The organism is Chitinophaga varians (assembly GCF_014529945.1).
GTDB classification, from domain to species: domain Bacteria; phylum Bacteroidota; class Bacteroidia; order Chitinophagales; family Chitinophagaceae; genus Chitinophaga; species Chitinophaga varians.
The window spans coordinates 365,675-382,999 of the sequence record NZ_JACVFB010000003.1; the positions used below are offsets into that span (position 1 = coordinate 365,675).

Here is a 17,325-nt window from a genome sequence, read left to right on the forward strand (position 1 = left end):
AATTCCGTATCTTACACCCGAATCCATCCAACACCCAATCCTCCTTCATGAAAATCTTACACCTCGACCACCTCGTCCTCACTGTCGCTGACATAGACACCACCTGCCGCTTCTACCAGGAAGTGTTAGGCATGGAACTCCAAACCTTCGCCAACAACCGCAAGGCCCTCAAATTCGGCCAACAAAAAATCAATCTGCATCAAAAAGGACAAGAGTTTGAACCGAAGGCTACGCACCCAACACCCGGCTCGGCGGACCTCTGCTTTATAACGGAAACACCTATACGCGAAGTAAAAGAGGAACTGATCGGTAAAAACATTCCCCTCCTGGAATCAGAAGTACAGAGAACCGGTGCCAACGGCCCTATTATCTCTATTTACTTCCGGGACCCGGACGGGAATCTTATTGAAGTAAGCAACTATATTTAATCATTTTCAAATTTGATTATTATACGCCGCCTAAAATACATGGCTATTGATGAATAGAAGCATCTCCCAATCACCCAATTTCAAAATAACTAAATATCCAAATTTCTCTGGAACTCTTCCAGGAACAGCCCTACATGGTACCCATCCATCAGTGCATGGTGCACATGTACAGACACCGGCATGATCTTCTTCCCTTCTTTATCGGTCATCTTACCGAAAGATATTTTAGGGCAACTGTCTTTAAAAGAAAAACTGCGGGCATGAGACAGGGAGGTGAATTCAATCCATGGCATGGAAGAGCAGTGTACTACGTTTTCTCCGGATACGGCAGGTATAAGCCCGGTACTGTTCCGTACCCGCTCTGATGCTTCGCCTGCGGTAGTGGCAAACGTCTTAAAGTCGGCATGATACGGAAAGTAAGCAAAACCGAATGTTCCGTCCGGCCTGTTGATGGTAGGGGAAGGATCGATGTGATCGTATACCCATACTTCCTTATCGATGATACGGTAACGGAACGGTTCTATAAGGTTCATCGCTACCATGGCTTTATGCAGGTAGTACAGGAAAAAGGAGTACCCGTATGCTTTTGATACAAAATACGCGCGGGTGCAGTCCACGTTTACGCATACCCCAAAGAAGGGCTCCTCGAACTGCGTAAAAAAATGATAATGGTCTTTTCTGGCCCAGGTGTTGATGTCCAGTTGTTGTTTCATGACAATAGTTTCGGCAATATGGCCGTAATGTTTTCAAATGAATAAAATCTTTCTTCTTTCACTTCCTCTTCCACTACTTCGTGTGCCCATACGGTATGGTAAGGGATATGGATGGCATGTCCGCCGATGGCCAGTACCGGCATCACATCTGATTTGATGGAATTGCCGATCATGAGGAAAGCTTCCGGCGGGCAATCCAGGTGACGCAGCAGTTTGCGATAGTCTTTCTCCTGTTTGTCGCTCATGATCTCAATGTGATGGAAATAGTGAGCGAGACCGGATTTATTGAGCTTTCTTTCCTGATCAAGCAGGTCGCCTTTGGTGGCTACCACGAGGCGGTATTTGCCTTTGAGGGCTTCGAGCGCTTCCTTTACGCCGTCCAGCAATTCGATGTCTTTGTTCAGCTGCTCTTTACCATATTCCAGCACTTTGGCGATCAGCACCGGACTGGCGGTGTTCTCCGTTACGCGCAGAATTGTTTCTATCATGGCCAGCATGAACCCTTTTACGCCGTAGCCATACAGCGAGAGGTTCTGCATCTCTGTTTTAAATAGTTCCTGCGCCACAGTATGATGGGGCAGGTAGTCTTCCAGCAGGCCGCAGAATTTGTTTTCTACTTCCCGGAAATAGGGCTCATTCACCCATAATGTATCGTCGGCATCGAAGGCGATGGTTTGTATGCCTTTCATAAATTCTTAAAATTTCTGTAAAATTAATAGCTTCAACTGCGAAAAAACGGGACATTTGTCCCAGCTGACCATGATACATACCAATCGCGCATTTTTAAACTTCATTGAAAACCAGCTCACGGAAGCCGAGAAAAAGGACCGGGTGTTCCTGCAGTCCTGGCCTGCCGGCAGCCATCTGCTGAAGCAGGGGCAGGGCAACAAGTACGTGTTTGTGCAACAGACAGGGCTTTCCAAAGTACACATCACAGAAGATAACGGGAAGGATTTTATCGTTCAGTTTTTGGGAGAAGGGGAACTGCTGGGAGAAATTGAAGTGATCCAAAAAACACCGAACCTCACCACGGTGACTGCCCTCACCGCAGTAACCGCCTGGTGTATCACCACCGATTATTTTGCTTACCTGATCACCCATAACGCAGAGCTGAACAGACTGTTGTTGCTGTCTCTCGCGCACCGGCTGAACCAGACCTCTGCACGTGCCTCCTACCAGCAGGTCTACCCCGCTGAGTACGCCATGTTAAAATTATTGTCTGTCCTCGCTACGCAGCAAACCAGCTTCGCTAAAAAAGACCTGGCCGACTATCTGGGCGTATCGGTGAGAAGTTTTAACCGTTCTCTCAAACAGCTGCGGGAAAGAAGCATCGTTCACCCGGATAGTTTCGATCTGTACATCGAGCGGGATGTATTTGAACGACTGATGCGGGAATATGGAGAATAAAAAAACCCCGGCTTGTCAGCCGGGGCATTACAATGATATTATACTGGCGACTTAGTATTTATCCAGCAGCTGTTTCATGGATGATACCTTGTCAGGGTACTTCGCTGCCACGTTATGTTTTTCGCTGTTGTCCAGTGTGAGGTTATACAGCTCCACTTCCGGCGTTTTGCCTTTTTCCACTGTGGCGATGCGCAGTTTCCAGTCACCCACCCGTACAGCTTCCAGTTTACCAACAGCGCTCAGATAAAAGAGCGGTCTTTCCGGCAGCTTCGACTGGCGGCCGGTAATATGTCCCCAGCAATTGATACCATCCAGATTGGCAGGCAGCGGCTGCGTATAGCCGGTAGCGGTAGCCAGCGTTGGCAGCATGTCGTTGATGATAAAAGGCTGATCTCCTTCGGTGCCCGCAGGGATACGGCCGGGGGCCCAGGCAATGAACGGTTCACGATGGCCGCCTTCGTAGGTGTTGGCTTTACCACCGCGGAAAGGGCCGGTGGAGCCGTGGTCCCATGGTTTTACGATATCGCGCTGCAACATGCGGTCGGGCATGGCATTCCATGGACCGTTGTCGCTGGTGAACATCACGATGGTATTTTTATCGAGCTTCAGCTCCCGTAGTAAGGCAATGATTTTTCCGATGCAGGCATCCTGCTGCTCGATCACATCTCCGTATAGCCCTGCGCGTGACTTACCGGCCCATTCACGGGGAACGGCCAGCGGCGCATGCGGCATGGGGAAAGGCAGGTACAGGAAAAACGGCTGGCTGCTTTTGCTGGCACGGTGGATATATGCCAGTGCACTATCGGTGTACCAGCCCATCAGTTTACTGTAGTCCGGTTTTTCGATGACACGGGTATTATCATGGAAGACGGCCAGTGTAGTGTCGGTGTTCACAAAAGGCGACTGATAATCGTGGCTGTACAGCATCCCAAAGAAATGATCGAAGCCATGCGACAGTGGCCGGCTATTGGCCTTATCGCCCAGGTGCCATTTACCGATCATCATGGTCTGGTAGTGGTTGGCCTTAAACATTTTGGCAAGGGTGAAAATGCTGTCTGCCAGCGCGTGACTGTCGCCGGGCGCCACAGCATAAGGCATGTTCACTTTATCAGGATAGCGGCCGGTCAACAGGGACGCCCTGCTGGGTGTACACGATGGGGCAGACACCATAAAGCCGGTGCTGCGGAAGCCTTCCTTGGCCAGGCGGTCCAGCTGTGGTGTGCGGATCAACGGGCTGCCATAGCAACTGGCATCACCATATCCCATATCATCGGCCAGGATAAAGATCACATTAGGCCTGCGCTGCTGGGCGGAGAGCTGTAAGGCCATCAGGGCCGGCAGCAGCCATAAAAGCGTTTTCTTCATTGTTGTAGACTGTTTTCGTACTGCGAATTACAAATTTTATCAGGGAATTTCTGTGGAAATTATCCACGGAGGAAACTGGCCAGATAAGGGGCGGTACGACTGCCTTTGGCCTTGGCCACGGTGGCCGGTGTACCGGCGGCGACAATGTGACCGCCTTCTTCACCTGCACCCGGACCGATATCTATCACCCAGTCGCTGGCAGCAACTACCCGCATATCATGCTCTACGACGATCACGGTATTGCCGGCATCGACCAGCCCTTCCAGCTGGGCCACGAGTTTTTCCGTATCAGACGGATGCAGGCCGGTAGTGGGTTCGTCGAGCACATACAACGTATCGCCACGCCCCATGCGTTGTAGTTCTGTGGCCAGTTTGATACGCTGTGCTTCGCCACCCGACAGCTGCGTGGCCGGCTGGCCGAGACGCAGATACCCCAGCCCCACTTCCCGCAACACACTGAGCGAACGATGTATTTTCGGGTCATCGGCAAAGAACTCGTAAGCTGCATCTACTGTCAGCTCCAGCACTTCCGCGATGTGCTTGTTTTTATAAGTGATCTCCAGTGTCTGCGCATTGTACCGGGCGCCGTGGCAGGTAGGACAAGGCGCATATACGCTGGGCAGAAACAGCAGTTCCACCATCACAAAACCTTCTCCCTGACAGGTCTCACAGCGTCCTTTGGCGACGTTGAATGAAAATCTGCCGGCATCATATTTACACGCACGGGCCGCCTTGGTATCGGCAAACAGTTTCCGGACATGATCAAACAATCCGGTATAAGTGGCCAGATTAGAGCGTGGCGTACGGCCAATCGGCTTCTGGTCCACCTGCACGAGGCGCCTGATGTGCTCCATTCCGGCGGTGATATGACCACCCAGGGTAACAGGCGCCGGCTGGTCCAGCCCCTCTCCCTCTTCCGTTTCTGCCTGTAGCTCCATGCCCAGCTGCGTGGCTACCAGTTCCACCAGCACCTGGCTGACGAGGCTGGATTTGCCGGAGCCGGAGATGCCGGTCACGGTAGTCATACAGCCGAGCGGAAAAGCTGCATCGAGCTCGTGGAGATTATTACGCGTCACTCCCTGCAGTTGCAGCCATTCCGTTGGTTTGCGGACCTGACGGGCGGCCGGCTTTTCTTCCATGAAGAGATATTCGCGGGTACGGGAAGCTTTCACCGCTGCCAGTCCGGCAGTAGGGCCGCTGTACAGGATATGCCCGCCGTGCTCGCCCGCAGCGGGGCCAACATCCACGATCCAGTCCGCATGTCGGATCACATCGAGGTCATGTTCCACTACAAAGAGAGAATTGCCCGAAGCCTTCAGCCTTTCGAGCGCCCGCAGCAGCGCGGCGGTGTCCGCCGGATGCAGACCGGCAGAAGGCTCGTCCAGCACATATACCACGCCGAAGAGATTGGAACGCACCTGGGTGGCCAGTCTTAAACGTTGCAGTTCTCCCGGTGATAAGGTAGGTGTGCTGCGTTCCAGGAGGAGATACCCCAGGCCCAGGTCCAGCAGCACTTCCAGCCGGCCTACCAGATCGGCCGCAATGCGCTGCGCCACAATGGCCCGCTCCGGATGGTCTGTATTGTTATTGACTTTCCCTTCCCCGTATGGACGCATCAGTTCTGTAAGACGGGACAGCGGCAGCCGGGCTATTTCCCCGATGTCCATGCCTGCGAATGTGACGGACAGCGAGGCAGGCTGCAGCCGTTTGCCCTGACAGGTGGGGCACGCCGTGCTCTCCATATACTGCGACACCCGCTTTTTCATGGACGCGCTCTCCGTATTGGCAAACGTGTGCAGCACATAACGACGGGCGCCGGAAAAGGTGCCCATATAGGAAGGTTCTACTTTCTGTTTGATGGCCCGCTTCACTTCTGCATGTGAGAAACCGGGATACACCGGCACCACCGGCTGGTCTTCTGTAAACAAAATCCAGTCGCGGTCTTTTTTGGGTAGCTCCCTCCAGGGCTTGTCCACGTCATACCCCAGGGTGATGAGGATATCACGCAGGTTCTGCCCATACCAGGCGGTGGGCCAGGAGGCGATAGCACGCTCCCGGATGGTGAGCGTGTCGTCCGGTACCATAGAGCGTTCCGTTACTTCATATACTCTGCCGAGGCCATGGCATTGCGGACAGGCGCCTGCCGGCGTATTCGGTGAAAAGGCCTCCGCTTCAAGGTGTGGTTGTCCTTTGGGATAATGCCCCGCACGGGAATAGAGCATGCGCAACAAGTTGGACAAAGTAGTCACACTGCCCACAGAAGACCGGGTGGTGGGAAGCCCCCGCTGCTGCTGTAATGCTACCGCCGGTGGCAGCCCGGTGATTTCATCTACCTCCGGCACCGACATCTGGTGAAACAAGCGGCGCGCATAGGGCGACACCGATTCCAGATAACGGCGCTGCGCTTCTGCATACAAAGTGCCAAATGCCAACGATGACTTCCCCGAGCCGGATACACCGGTAAACACCACCAGCGCATCTCTCGGTATGTCGAGGTCTACATTTTTGAGATTATGCTCGCGTGCCCCGCGTACACGCAAAAATCCTTTCTGTTCCGGTGAAGCAGGGTTTCCTGTTGTTTGTTGCATGCTTTGGGCGCACAAAGACTGTGCCCGCTGTAGTCATCCAACAAAAAAATACATAATAAATAAAATTTTAATATTTTCAATCTGCAAAAGCACTATTTATCCCATGAAAAAACAACTCGTACTGTTGGCAGCAGGAGCCATGGCATTGGTTTCCCGGCAAGGACTGTCACAAACTGTCACCTATGTCAACTACAAAGCCCCCGTTTTCAGACATGCCACTAATCAACGTTTTAGCCATCACCGTCAGCTCTTCTTCATGGCAGACATCAATCCGGCCCTCTGTAACCAGATGGTGTCTTCTGCCATCAAAAAAGATTCTGCGCAAGCCATCTTCCAGCGTGCGGCAGCAGAGGAATTTGAAAAACTGAAATACAGCACCGTAAAAGACTCGCTCGATATGAGCGTGGCCATCATGGTAAGAGATCTCGACATCACCCCGTACCAGGGCGCCGCCGGCCTCGGCAGCTTTAACACCGGCACCACTTACACCGTAAATGGCAACGTGACGGAATACGTGTTCAACAGAAGCGGAGAACCATACGTACAGCGCAATATCAAACTACCGGGCACCGTTACCCTCACAGAAGCAGATGCCATCGTGACGCCTTTCAACAAAGTACTGGCCAACAATAAAGCTGTGGACATGTACCGGGTGATGATGAAATGCGTTAAACAAATCGCTTTGGAAAGAAAGAAGGTGTTGGCAGATGATTTTTACGAAGAAGAAATATCGCTTCCTATCATCTATCGGGCTAAGAAAAAATATCCCGAATTCGCAGCGATCGATTCACTCAATGAAGCGCTCATCCATGAACTGAAGAAAAAGGACACTAAAGACTATACAGCACTGGTAAAACCTTACGAGAAAACTTACCAGCAAATGTTGCAGCAGGAATATCCGAAAGATTACAACCTTAAACCGATCAAAGTCACCGCGTATTCTCAGCTGGCATACCTGTATTACCTCGCCAGCGATACGGTGAATCTGAAGATCACCATGGATTCCCTGTATGCGAATTCTTACAAGTTCCTTGGCGCCAGAACAGACTATGATGCCCGCGGGCCGCTCCTGAAAACCCTTACCGGTTACTATGCTTCCGCCAATGCCCGCAAATATCCGCTGGATTCCACCACCGGCCAGGTCCGGGATAAAATGTTCTCTACCCAGAAACTGGCAGAAGGCTGGATACTGCTCACAGAAGGTGACACTATTAAAGGTCGCCACATCGAAGAGAAATTCGCAGGCTCCATCCTCAATCTCGATGCCGGCATCTACATTAAATATGAAATCACCAACGAAAAAGGCAAACAGGTAGAAAAAAGCTACAAGGTCAATAACATCAAGTCTTTCGGTTACCTCAACCGCCTCTTTGAAGTACATAAGTTTAAGCCCACCTTCCTGCAAAGTAAAGCACTGAGCTTCGATATGCTCAAAGCGAAAAGTTATCCGCTGGAAGTGATCTACAACTCTCCCAAAATCAAAATCCTGAAAGAAAACTACGGCGACGAACCTACGAACATGATCCTGTTCATTCGTCCCGGTGAAACAGAAGTTGCCAATCAGGGCCGCGACTGGGAAAAGAAAAAGGAGGAAATGCTGAAAGAGTACTTCAAAGACTCGCCAGCTGTATTAAGCAAACTCGCCAGCAACAGCTATGACCTGAAAACAGAGAAAGGATATCTTCAACTCGCAGAAGATTACTCAAAATAGGCAGCAAGTCTGCTATAAACAACCTGGAGCTGCCTCAAAAAGGCAGCTCTTTTTATTTTCAGGATTCCCACCGGGAGACGGCGCATTTGCGTATTTTCAGGGTACCTCAATTTGATTTATTAAGCCAATTTATTCACTAACTTAAATATCAAATTTCATGAAAAGGACCCTTATGCTTTTCCCTGGTGTTATCTATTTAGCCACTACGTCACTCATTTTTTCTACATCATGTAAAAAAGACCCACAGCGCACGATCGCTGCAATACAGCAGATGGATGCCGCCGCCCATTTTACAACGCTCGCCAGCGGCGACACCCTGCTAAACGTCACTTATGAATCCGGCACACTTAACTCAGGTATTACCGGACTTGGCAGCACAACAGCCTCCGCTCCTGATGCCGCTTACATGGTCTCCCCCGGCAGCACCGGAAACTATGGCATCGGCCATAAAGTGGTATTAGATGATACCGCTTATCTCTCCGCCGGACAGCCCCGAAGCGAAAGCGATGCCCTGGGTATCACCAATGCAAGGTTTCAGCCTGGCACCGCCAGACGCTACGAATTCAGCGTTTTGTTAAAAGACTGGACCACATGGACTTCTTCCATGCCCGCCGATGCAGATATCTTATTTCAGGCTAAACCAACAAGTGGCGGTCCGTTTTTCTTTATCGCGGCCAAAAGGAACGCTATCGTTTTCAGACATGGCGCATCAGCCCAGGACAACCTGGTATCCGATTACACCAGCTACATCAATCAATGGATAGATTTTCGGGTGGATGTGTCATGGTCCAATAACGGCACAGGCACGTACAGCGTATATACCCGTCTTCCGGGAGGAAACTATACGCTGAAAGCCCAATATAGCAATGAGTCCAACTACAGCTCCACCAGCGCATACGGCTATATTAAATGGGGACTTTACCGCGCCGACCAATCAACCGTCAACGGTTCTGTTGCCACACGCATCGCCTGGCACGACAACATCCGCATCATTGCGCTATGATAAACAGGAAGAGGATGTCTCCGTTATTGTTGAGACATCCTCTTCTTATCGATGATATATTGTTCTCTTCTTTTATCTTCTCAATACCACCCGCCCTCTGTATACTTCGTTCACGCCACTCCTTATCTCAATGAAATAAACACCGTTGGCCAGTTGGGGCAGAAGCATCAGACTGTTGCCGGTCAGTATATTCCGCTGCACTTCAACACCGTGAATATTTCTCACTATCATCAGACTGCCCGCAGGCATTTTATTGGCATTCAGTCTCACTTCACCGGAACTTGGGTTAGGAAACAATTCCAGTGTATGCGTTAACGTTTTATTCTGCTGCAGCCCCGCGGACTGCCGCTGCACACAGGGGTTGACGATTACCGTCACCGGCGTACGCTCCGGGAACTCGCAGCCATAACCGGCTGCCGCATAGTAAACCATCGTTTGCGGCGGACTTACCTTGTAGTCACCACCCGTATATAGCCTGTTGCCTCCGGTAGGCACATCGTACCAACGGATGCGGGATTGTGTATAGATCGGCGCAAATGCATGCAGCACCACGCTGTCTCCTCTGCAGATAATCACGCTGTCTGTAGTCACCGAAGGCTTTTGCGCATATCCGTCCATGTTCATGCGACGGTAAGCAGAGTCCGACCGGCATCCCGTCACCGAATCCAGCGCCTGTACCCATATGTCCACGGCAGCCGGTAACGGCGGCAGGAAGGATGGTGTGGAAAAAGTATCTGCATGCGAAACAAAAAAAGAAGTATCGAGCAATATCTGCGGAGAATACCGGAACCTCACCCTTACGTTATAGCTGTAACCAGGTTGGTAATTCTGTACTTTTATTTTGGTGACACCACATACCATCCCCTGCGGAACAGCGTATACAGGGTCAGGTAGTTTACGCACATTCACGGTCACCTTCGTACGCACCGGATATTCGCAGTAGTAACCAGGAACCACGTAATAATTTGTAGTGTCTGGCGGCGCTACCGTAAAATACTGTCCTCTGTGCAGCTCCGTACCGCCGGTAGGCACGCTGTACCAGCGTATATTCAGCAGTGTATTACCGGCCTGTCCGTGACCGTATGCATGGAGAGTGATACTATCTCCTTTGCAAATGGTCACATTATTGATATCCACATCAGCGTAGGTACCGTGCGCGCCGAATATCATCGTCTGCATCACCGTATCAGACCGGCAGCCGGTTATCTTATTGACAGCCTGTATATAAAGATTGACAGTCACATTCAGATAAGCGCCCAGGTCCCGGACAGGAACCGTATCGCCAGTGGGCACGATAAACGATGAATCAAGCAATAATCCGTCAATGCCGGTGTACACAGTACGTACATGATAATACACGTCCGGCGTATGATTAGAGACACCAATGCCGATGGAACTACAGATAATACTGGGCGTCACAGAAAATTCAGGATTGGCAGGCTTCGGATTTACCTTTACCGTTACGCTTTTACGGGTACTGGTACATCCGTTCAATGCAGCATCTGCATAGTAGGTGGTGGTGACAGCAGGACTTACTTTGTAGCTGGCGCCGGTGTAAAGCAATGTACCGCCTGTTGGCGCATTATACCAATGCACGGTTGTTCCAACCGGCACCGATGCGGTCATCGCAGCCGTATCACCTTTACAGAGCTGAACGGTGTCAGGGAGGACTGGCGGCGGCAACGCAGGTTTGCGGTAGGCATAATAGAGTTGCAAAGTATTGAGCAGTCCCACAAGGCTGCTGGACAAAGTCACTTTCACCCGATCAAAGGAGGCTGCGGGCTTCAGTATAATCTCGCCGCGGTTGTTGCCCCAGGACCGGAAGTTGCTGGTATCAACGACATGGGCATCATTGTTTGCCACGGCCCCGTTGAAGGTTTGCACGGTAACACCCGCTACCAGATTGACCGACAATAAGGGGTTGTTGCTGCCAACACCGATCACCAACGAATCACAACCGGCAGCACCGCCGGAAGGAAAGATAAGCGTCTGATACACCGTAACACCTAACAATCCCACACTGATATTGAAAGTGGAATAGTCACTCAGACTACTGTTAATCGCATTGTCCGGGTTAGTGACGCCACATAACAAACACAGGCCGGTAACACCGTTGGCCTGGCTGTTGGCGTATGTCTGCGCGAGGGCGCTGTGTAACCATAAACAGCTAAAAAGGAGGCTCAGACATAGTATTCTGCTGAAAGTGTAAAATTTGGATAACATAACGAATGAGGGTTAATGGTTAATAAGAGGGTTCTATAAGTACGCGATTAAATACAGGTTTTATCAGGACAGGATTAGCTACATCAGGATAGTCCTTATTCGGTAATAAATATAACCAATATGAACACAAACAGGGTCGCAGTAGAAAACAATAAAAGCGTTAAAAGATCTGACATAAAAAGGAAGCATCTTGTGAACAAGATGCTTCCTTTTTTATACTCATTTATTTGTTTAACTTCTCTCGCAGGATATTTTGCAATAACGGCAAACTGTCAATCGTATCCGGTAGTTCCTGCGTCCTTTCATACACGATTTTTCCAGTAGGGTCTATGAGGAACAAACGAGGCAGCGCCGCAATACCGTATCTGTCAGTGAATGTTTCATCCCATTTGAGTTTTGTCCAGCTAATCTGATATTTCTCCACGGCACGCTGAAAAGCGGTAGTGTCCTTATCTGCTGAAACACCGATGACTGCCAGCTGATCACGGCGATAGCCGTCGTATATCTTTTTAATGGCCGGCAGTTCCGCAACACAGGGTTCACACCACGAAGCCCAGAAATTTAGCAACACATACTTTCCTTTGTAGTCGTTCAGAGAAATTTTGTTACCCCGTATATCCGTTGCCGTGAAAGGAGGCGCCTGTGCTCCCGGCCCTACTTCGCGGGCAGCCAGCCAACGCAGAACAACATCCCGCTCAAAAGCATATTCCTTTTTCTTAGGGATAGTTGTTTCCAGGAGATTACGCAGTTGTGCCGCCGTAACACCGGGATATCCGTAAGGCCCTGAACTGCCCATGTCTACCAGTGCCGTCCGGAAAAGCCACAAGCCATAATAACTGTCTTTAACCTGTTGCAGAAAAGCCAGTTTACGATGATCGATAACCTTCAGCTTTTCAAAGAAGACCTGCCTTTCCGGGCTGTTCAGCTTCAGAATAGCTTGCTCATGCTCATTCCAATAATTGTCCTTGTCTTCTTCTGCTGCGGCAATGAAAGCGTGAAACGCGCTATCACCGGCCTTACTCACATCAATGGCCTGGGTCAGTACCGGATGCTCCCAATCATTGGTAATATGAATAGTGGCTGGTTCCTCAGCGACCCAACTACGGCTGACCGAATACCTGTACGCGCCAAACTCCCGATATGCAATCAATACCGTAGCATAGCGGCCATAATACGTTCCGGAAATTTCCATCTGCAGACCTGTAAAATGAGGTTTTATTGTTTGATAGGTCTTCCCATCGTCATAGCTGACGCTAAAGTCATGCGGATGGGTACTAACGGAGTAAGGTACAATGATCGTCGCCTTAAATCGTTTGGGAACAGCAAAACTCTGCAAGGATAACAAGACCAGGAAAAAAGCTAATGTTCGGGCAAGGACAGTCATATCATTTTTTTGTGGCCGTGAAGATATCGACGCCCTTAACGGGAAAGCCTCAATAAACTGTTAATTGTGATATTGTTGGCAAACGGTGTTCAGAAGCCTCCTGCTACATACCGGCATCAGGTGAATACGGCGCCCTCCGGGGCAGCCCCACAGCAGTACCCCCATATGATAACAAAAAAGTCACACGTTCATATAATAAAGATTGAACTTATCCTGTTTATATTACAGCGTTATCACCAAACAACTGTTATGAGAGATTTATCCCTGTTTATCCTGCTAATAGTATGTGTTACAGGCATGGCCTGTAAGAAAGAGTCGACCGGTACCAAACCAGCTACTCCCGGCTATGAGGCTGTGGACAAAATACTGGACGATTCCGTACCCGTACGGTTCGGCGGGAAGTGTTACGCCGTGGTCCATGTCAACGGGCAGGAAGTATACACCCGGAGCTACGGCGGCTACGACGGTAACACCCGTCAGCTGATTGCCTCCTGCACCAAATGGCTGTCAGGCGCCGTGGTAATGAGTTTGGTAGATGAAGGGAAGCTGAAACTGACTGATACCGTAGGAAAATTCCTGCCGATCTTTACGGCCAACGGGAAAGGAAATATTACCATCGCGCAACTGTTTTCCCATACTTCCGGTTTTCCCGGCACTTCCACGAAAGACTATGAATCCAATCCGGCATTGACGATGGAAGCAGCCGTTAACGCCATTGCGCAGAATGTGGCGCTGGTCACGCCTCCCGGCAAGGTCTTTTATTATGGTCGTATCGGTATGCAGATAGCAGGGCGCATCTGCGAAGTAGTGAGCGGTAAAAGCTGGAAGGATTTAGCTGCCGCGAAGTTGTTCATTCCCTGCGGGATGAACAACACGGATTATGGCCTGACTGCCAATCCTCTGCTGGCCGGCGGCGCAAGCAGTACCGCCAATGACTATATGAAGTTCCTGGATATGATGGCGAATAAAGGAGTGGCCGCCAACGGTACACGGGTGCTCAGCGAAGCAGCGGTGAACGCCATGGAACAGGGCCAGATAGGCGGGTCAACAGTAGGATATTGCCCCTATCCGCTGGTATGGCTCAACACTCCTAATTTTTACGGTATCGGCAACTGGCGCGATTATACCGGTCCAGGCGACGTGATCATCGAAAGCAGCAGCCCCGGCGCTTTCGGCAGCTCTCCCTGGATCAACTATCCGAAGAAAATAACGGCGATGCTCTTCACCTACATCACCAACGACGGATATCTCACTGCAGCCCCTACCTACATCAAGGTGAAGACCACAGTGAGAGATATCGTTCCATAAATAGCTACTTACTAACAGCCAGTTTTTTAATGGTTTCCCGGGAAGGAAGCCTGTACCATTCTTTGGCATAAGGTTTCAGCAGATTGCTGGCTGCTGCCGGGCCCCAGGTACCGGATTCATAAAACTGTAATTGTTTGGAAGGTGATTTTTTCCAGGCGTCGAGGATGGGCATCACTACCTTCCAGGCAGCTTCCACCTGATCGGCGCGCATGAACAGCGTAGCATCGCCCTGGAGTACGTCCAGCAGCAACGCTTCATAAGCTTCCGGCAGCGATTCCGTATAGGCTTCCTGGTAAGTAAAGTCCATCTCCACCGGTACCAGCTTCATTTGCAGGCCAGGCACCTTGCTTTCAAACAGCAGGCTGATTTCCAACTCGGGCTGTATACTGATGATCAGCCTGTTGGGAACGATATCGTCTTTGAAGATCTTATGCGGCGAATCTTTGAACTGCACCACGATCACGGAAGACTGCCGCGTCATGGACTTACCGGTACGCAGGAAAAAAGGCACTCCCTCCCAGCGTGGATTGTCGATCATCATCTTCAGCGCCACAAACGTTTCTGTATTGGATTCCGGCGCTACCTGCTCCTCCTGACGGTACGCTATCCGCTGCACATCGTCCACTTCTCCGGCGGTGTACTGCGCACGCACCACGTTTTTAAATACCTGCGGCGTGGTAAACGGCCGGATGTTTTTCAGCACTTTGGTTTTGGCATCGCGGATGGCTTCGGCCTTGTAAGCGCCCGGGCACTCCATGGCCACGATACACAACAGCTGCATCAGGTGGTTTTGTATCATGTCGCGCATGGCGCCGGCTGCGTCATAGTAGCCGCCGCGTTTGCCCACGCTCACCTGCTCGGCTACACTGATCTGTATATGATCGATATAATTTTTATTCCACAACGGTTCAAATACGAAGTTGGCAAAACGGAAGGCCATGATGTTCTGCACCGTTTCCTTACCCAGATAGTGGTCGATACGGTATATCTGTTTCTCTGAAAAGCGTTTGGTGAGGAAGCGGTTCAGTTTCCGGGCGGTATCCAGATCGGTACCGAAAGGTTTTTCCACCACAATACGGTCATGGACTTTATTGCTGCATAGCTTGCGTGTATACAGCGCTTCTGCGATCACCTCGATGAAACGTGGCGCTACAGCGAAGTAGAACATACGGTTGCCTCGCTGTTTGCTGCTTTTCTCAAAGTCTTCCACTTTTGATTTCAGCGAGATATAGGTTTCCTTTTTGGTGAAATCACCTTGCAGATAGCTGATGCGTGCGGCAAACTCGGCCCATTTCGACGGTTCCGCCTTACCGTTGCGGCTGAATTCATTTACACCGGCCAGCAGGTCGTTTTTAAACGCGGCTTCATCTACGGTCTGAAAATCGACACAGAAGATCTCAAACAAAGCAGGCAGGTGGTTCTCTATAAACAGATTATACAGCGCAGGGATCAGCTTACGACGGGTAAGGTCTCCCTTGGCACCGAAAATCGTGATGGCGGCAGGATATGCTTTTTTAGGTTTCATATCCTGAAAGTAGTCCATTTTCGGTTAACGCCTGCAACAGTTTTACAGTCTATCCGGTAACCACGCTATGATCGTATTTTATAATTTTTTTTCTAATAAAAGTCTATTTAGAAAAATAAATTATAAATGTTATATTCATCTCCCGATAACAATTTCCACCGCTCATGAAAACTCACGCTCTACTGTTATTGGCATATCTGCTGGGCTGCCTGCCCCTGACTGCACAAACATCCAAAACCACTACCCTGTCCAAAAAAGCACTACAGGATAAGATCAAAGGTGGCTGGGCAGGACAAACCATCGGCGTCACTTTCGGTGGCCCCTATGAGTTCCGGTACAATGGCACTTTTATCCAGGACTACCAACCACTGGAATGGCACAAGGGATACGTAAAAGAAGTAATGGACAGTTTTCCGGGCTTATACGACGACCTGTACATGGACCTCACCTTCGTAGACGTCATGGAACGCCATGGCCTCGATGCGCCGGCCGACTCCTTCGCGCAGGCATTTGCCCATGCGGGTTATGTGCTGTGGCATGCCAATCAGGCGGCCCGGTACAATATCCTTCAGGGCATCCGGCCACCTGCTTCCGGTCACTGGCAGCATAATATGCACGCGGATTGTATCGACTATCAGATCGAAGCCGACTACGCGGGACTGATGAGCCCCGGCATGCCTAACGCAGCGTCCCGCATCAGTCATAAAATAGGGCATATCATGAACTATGGCAACGGCTGGTACGGTGGCGTATATGTGGGCGCCATGTATGCGCAGGCTTTTGTTTCCAACGATATCAGACAGATAGTCCGCGATGCGCTGCGCGTGATTCCGGCCCATAGTAAGTTCTATCAGTGTATGTCAGATGTGGTCCGCTGGCATCGGCAGTATCCGGACGACTGGCACCGTACCTGGTTTGAGCTGCAAAAGAAATGGTCATCGGATGTCAGCTGCCCCGACGCCATCTTCAACCCGGTGAACATCGATGCCACCATCAACTGCGCCTATGTGATCATGGGATTGCTGTATGGCAACGGCGACTATGCCAAAACGCTGGAAATAGCCACCCGCGCCGGCCAGGACGCCGACTGTAACCCTTCCACCGCCGGTGGTATCCTGGGCACGATGTTAGGATATGATAAGATCCCGCAGCAATGGAAAGACGGGCTGACAGGAGCAGAAGACGTCGACTTTAAATATACCAGCATCTCCCTGAATAAAGCGTATGCTATCAGCTATCGGCATGCACTGGAAAACATCAAACGGAACGGAGGGAAAGACGAGGGCGACAACGTGATCATTCCACTACAAACACCCGAACCAGTGGCATTTGAAGAAAGTTTTCCCGGCCTCTCGCCTATCGACAAAAAAGATTTTCACGTCAATGGTAATGAGATCACCCTCGCGATAGAAGGCAACGGCTTTGTATTAGGTGGTTATGCAGCAAAAAAGAGAGAGGTGGCCGATCATGTGATCACTGCCACTGTCAGCATCGATGGGCAGGTAACAGACACCATCAGGATGCCGACGAACTATCAGATACGCAAAGATGAAATCTGTTACCGGCTGGACCTGCCCGCCGGCAAACATCTCATCAAAGTGCAGGTTGTGGATCCCCATCCGGATTATGAACTCCGTACAGGCTATTACGTTACCTTCCGCAGAAAATAA

Annotated in this window: 13 protein-coding genes; 6 read left to right on the forward strand and 7 right to left on the reverse strand. The window is 50.5% G+C overall.

Annotated features, from left to right (window positions below):
* Window positions 1-47: 47 nt before the first annotated feature.
* Entirely contained in the window at window positions 48-428 is a 381-nt protein-coding gene (locus ICL55_RS15830) for a VOC family protein (protein ID WP_188098934.1), read from the forward strand.
* 89 nt (window positions 429-517) lie between these two features.
* On the opposite strand, the gene ICL55_RS15835 is transcribed toward ICL55_RS15830, so the two are convergent.
* Window positions 518-1,141: a chloramphenicol acetyltransferase gene (locus ICL55_RS15835; RefSeq protein ID WP_188098936.1), complete on the reverse strand. Its 624-nt coding sequence runs from the start codon at window positions 1,139-1,141 to the stop codon at window positions 518-520.
* Complete coding sequence (locus ICL55_RS15840; protein WP_188098938.1) at window positions 1,138-1,830, reverse strand: HAD family hydrolase; 693 nt, start codon at window positions 1,828-1,830, stop codon at window positions 1,138-1,140. The genes ICL55_RS15835 and ICL55_RS15840 overlap by 4 nt, the downstream gene beginning before the upstream one ends.
* A gap of 55 nt (window positions 1,831-1,885) precedes the next feature.
* Between ICL55_RS15840 and ICL55_RS15845 the strand changes: the two genes are divergently transcribed.
* On the forward strand, window positions 1,886-2,548 hold the full coding sequence (locus tag ICL55_RS15845) for a Crp/Fnr family transcriptional regulator (protein WP_188098941.1): 663 nt from the start codon (window positions 1,886-1,888) through the stop codon (window positions 2,546-2,548).
* A gap of 51 nt (window positions 2,549-2,599) precedes the next feature.
* On the opposite strand, the gene ICL55_RS15850 is transcribed toward ICL55_RS15845, so the two are convergent.
* Entirely contained in the window at window positions 2,600-3,913 is a 1,314-nt protein-coding gene (locus tag ICL55_RS15850; protein ID WP_188098943.1) for a sulfatase-like hydrolase/transferase, read from the reverse strand.
* 59 nt (window positions 3,914-3,972) lie between these two features.
* The gene (gene uvrA / locus ICL55_RS15855; protein ID WP_188098945.1) at window positions 3,973-6,501 is read right to left on the reverse strand and encodes an excinuclease ABC subunit UvrA; all 2,529 of its coding nucleotides are present in this window, start codon (window positions 6,499-6,501) and stop codon (window positions 3,973-3,975) included.
* Window positions 6,502-6,604: 103 nt separating this feature from the next.
* Between uvrA and ICL55_RS15860 the strand changes: the two genes are divergently transcribed.
* Window positions 6,605-8,212, forward strand: coding sequence for a hypothetical protein (locus tag ICL55_RS15860; RefSeq protein ID WP_188098947.1), 1,608 nt, complete (start codon window positions 6,605-6,607; stop codon window positions 8,210-8,212).
* A gap of 157 nt (window positions 8,213-8,369) precedes the next feature.
* Window positions 8,370-9,215: a heparin lyase I family protein gene (locus ICL55_RS15865; RefSeq protein ID WP_188098950.1), complete on the forward strand. Its 846-nt coding sequence runs from the start codon at window positions 8,370-8,372 to the stop codon at window positions 9,213-9,215.
* A gap of 72 nt (window positions 9,216-9,287) precedes the next feature.
* Here the strand turns inward: ICL55_RS15865 and ICL55_RS15870 are convergent, their stop codons facing one another.
* Together ICL55_RS15870 and ICL55_RS15875 are read right to left on the reverse strand one after the other, a co-directional pair.
* Window positions 9,288-11,438: an Ig-like domain-containing protein gene (locus ICL55_RS15870; RefSeq protein WP_188098952.1), complete on the reverse strand. Its 2,151-nt coding sequence runs from the start codon at window positions 11,436-11,438 to the stop codon at window positions 9,288-9,290.
* Window positions 11,439-11,661: 223 nt separating this feature from the next.
* Window positions 11,662-12,822, reverse strand: a complete 1,161-nt coding sequence (locus ICL55_RS15875) for a peroxiredoxin family protein (RefSeq protein ID WP_188098954.1) — start codon at window positions 12,820-12,822, stop codon at window positions 11,662-11,664.
* A gap of 249 nt (window positions 12,823-13,071) precedes the next feature.
* On the opposite strand from ICL55_RS15875, the gene ICL55_RS15880 reads away from it, so the two are divergent.
* Window positions 13,072-14,130, forward strand: coding sequence for a serine hydrolase domain-containing protein (locus ICL55_RS15880; protein ID WP_188098956.1), 1,059 nt, complete (start codon window positions 13,072-13,074; stop codon window positions 14,128-14,130).
* 4 nt (window positions 14,131-14,134) lie between these two features.
* On the opposite strand, the gene zwf is transcribed toward ICL55_RS15880, so the two are convergent.
* On the reverse strand, window positions 14,135-15,655 hold the full coding sequence (gene zwf / locus ICL55_RS15885) for a glucose-6-phosphate dehydrogenase (RefSeq protein ID WP_188098958.1): 1,521 nt from the start codon (window positions 15,653-15,655) through the stop codon (window positions 14,135-14,137).
* Window positions 15,656-15,819: 164 nt separating this feature from the next.
* On the opposite strand from zwf, the gene ICL55_RS15890 reads away from it, so the two are divergent.
* Window positions 15,820-17,325 (forward strand): ADP-ribosylglycohydrolase family protein, encoded by a 1,506-nt coding sequence (locus ICL55_RS15890; protein ID WP_188098960.1) that lies wholly within the window; start codon window positions 15,820-15,822, stop codon window positions 17,323-17,325.

Coding starts and splice junctions, on each gene's coding strand:
- ICL55_RS15880 (WP_188098956.1), top strand. CDS start 13,072: ATGAGAGATTTATCCCTGTTTATCCTGCTAATAGTATGTGTTACAGGC.
- ICL55_RS15860 (WP_188098947.1), top strand. CDS start 6,605: ATGAAAAAACAACTCGTACTGTTGGCAGCAGGAGCCATGGCATTGGTT.
- uvrA (WP_188098945.1), bottom strand. CDS start 6,501: ATGCAACAAACAACAGGAAACCCTGCTTCACCGGAACAGAAAGGATTT.
- zwf (WP_188098958.1), bottom strand. CDS start 15,655: ATGAAACCTAAAAAAGCATATCCTGCCGCCATCACGATTTTCGGTGCC.
- ICL55_RS15870 (WP_188098952.1), bottom strand. CDS start 11,438: ATGTTATCCAAATTTTACACTTTCAGCAGAATACTATGTCTGAGCCTC.
- ICL55_RS15890 (WP_188098960.1), top strand. CDS start 15,820: ATGAAAACTCACGCTCTACTGTTATTGGCATATCTGCTGGGCTGCCTG.
- ICL55_RS15835 (WP_188098936.1), bottom strand. CDS start 1,141: ATGAAACAACAACTGGACATCAACACCTGGGCCAGAAAAGACCATTAT.
- ICL55_RS15875 (WP_188098954.1), bottom strand. CDS start 12,822: ATGACTGTCCTTGCCCGAACATTAGCTTTTTTCCTGGTCTTGTTATCC.
- ICL55_RS15850 (WP_188098943.1), bottom strand. CDS start 3,913: ATGAAGAAAACGCTTTTATGGCTGCTGCCGGCCCTGATGGCCTTACAG.
- ICL55_RS15865 (WP_188098950.1), top strand. CDS start 8,370: ATGAAAAGGACCCTTATGCTTTTCCCTGGTGTTATCTATTTAGCCACT.
- ICL55_RS15840 (WP_188098938.1), bottom strand. CDS start 1,830: ATGAAAGGCATACAAACCATCGCCTTCGATGCCGACGATACATTATGG.
- ICL55_RS15830 (WP_188098934.1), top strand. CDS start 48: ATGAAAATCTTACACCTCGACCACCTCGTCCTCACTGTCGCTGACATA.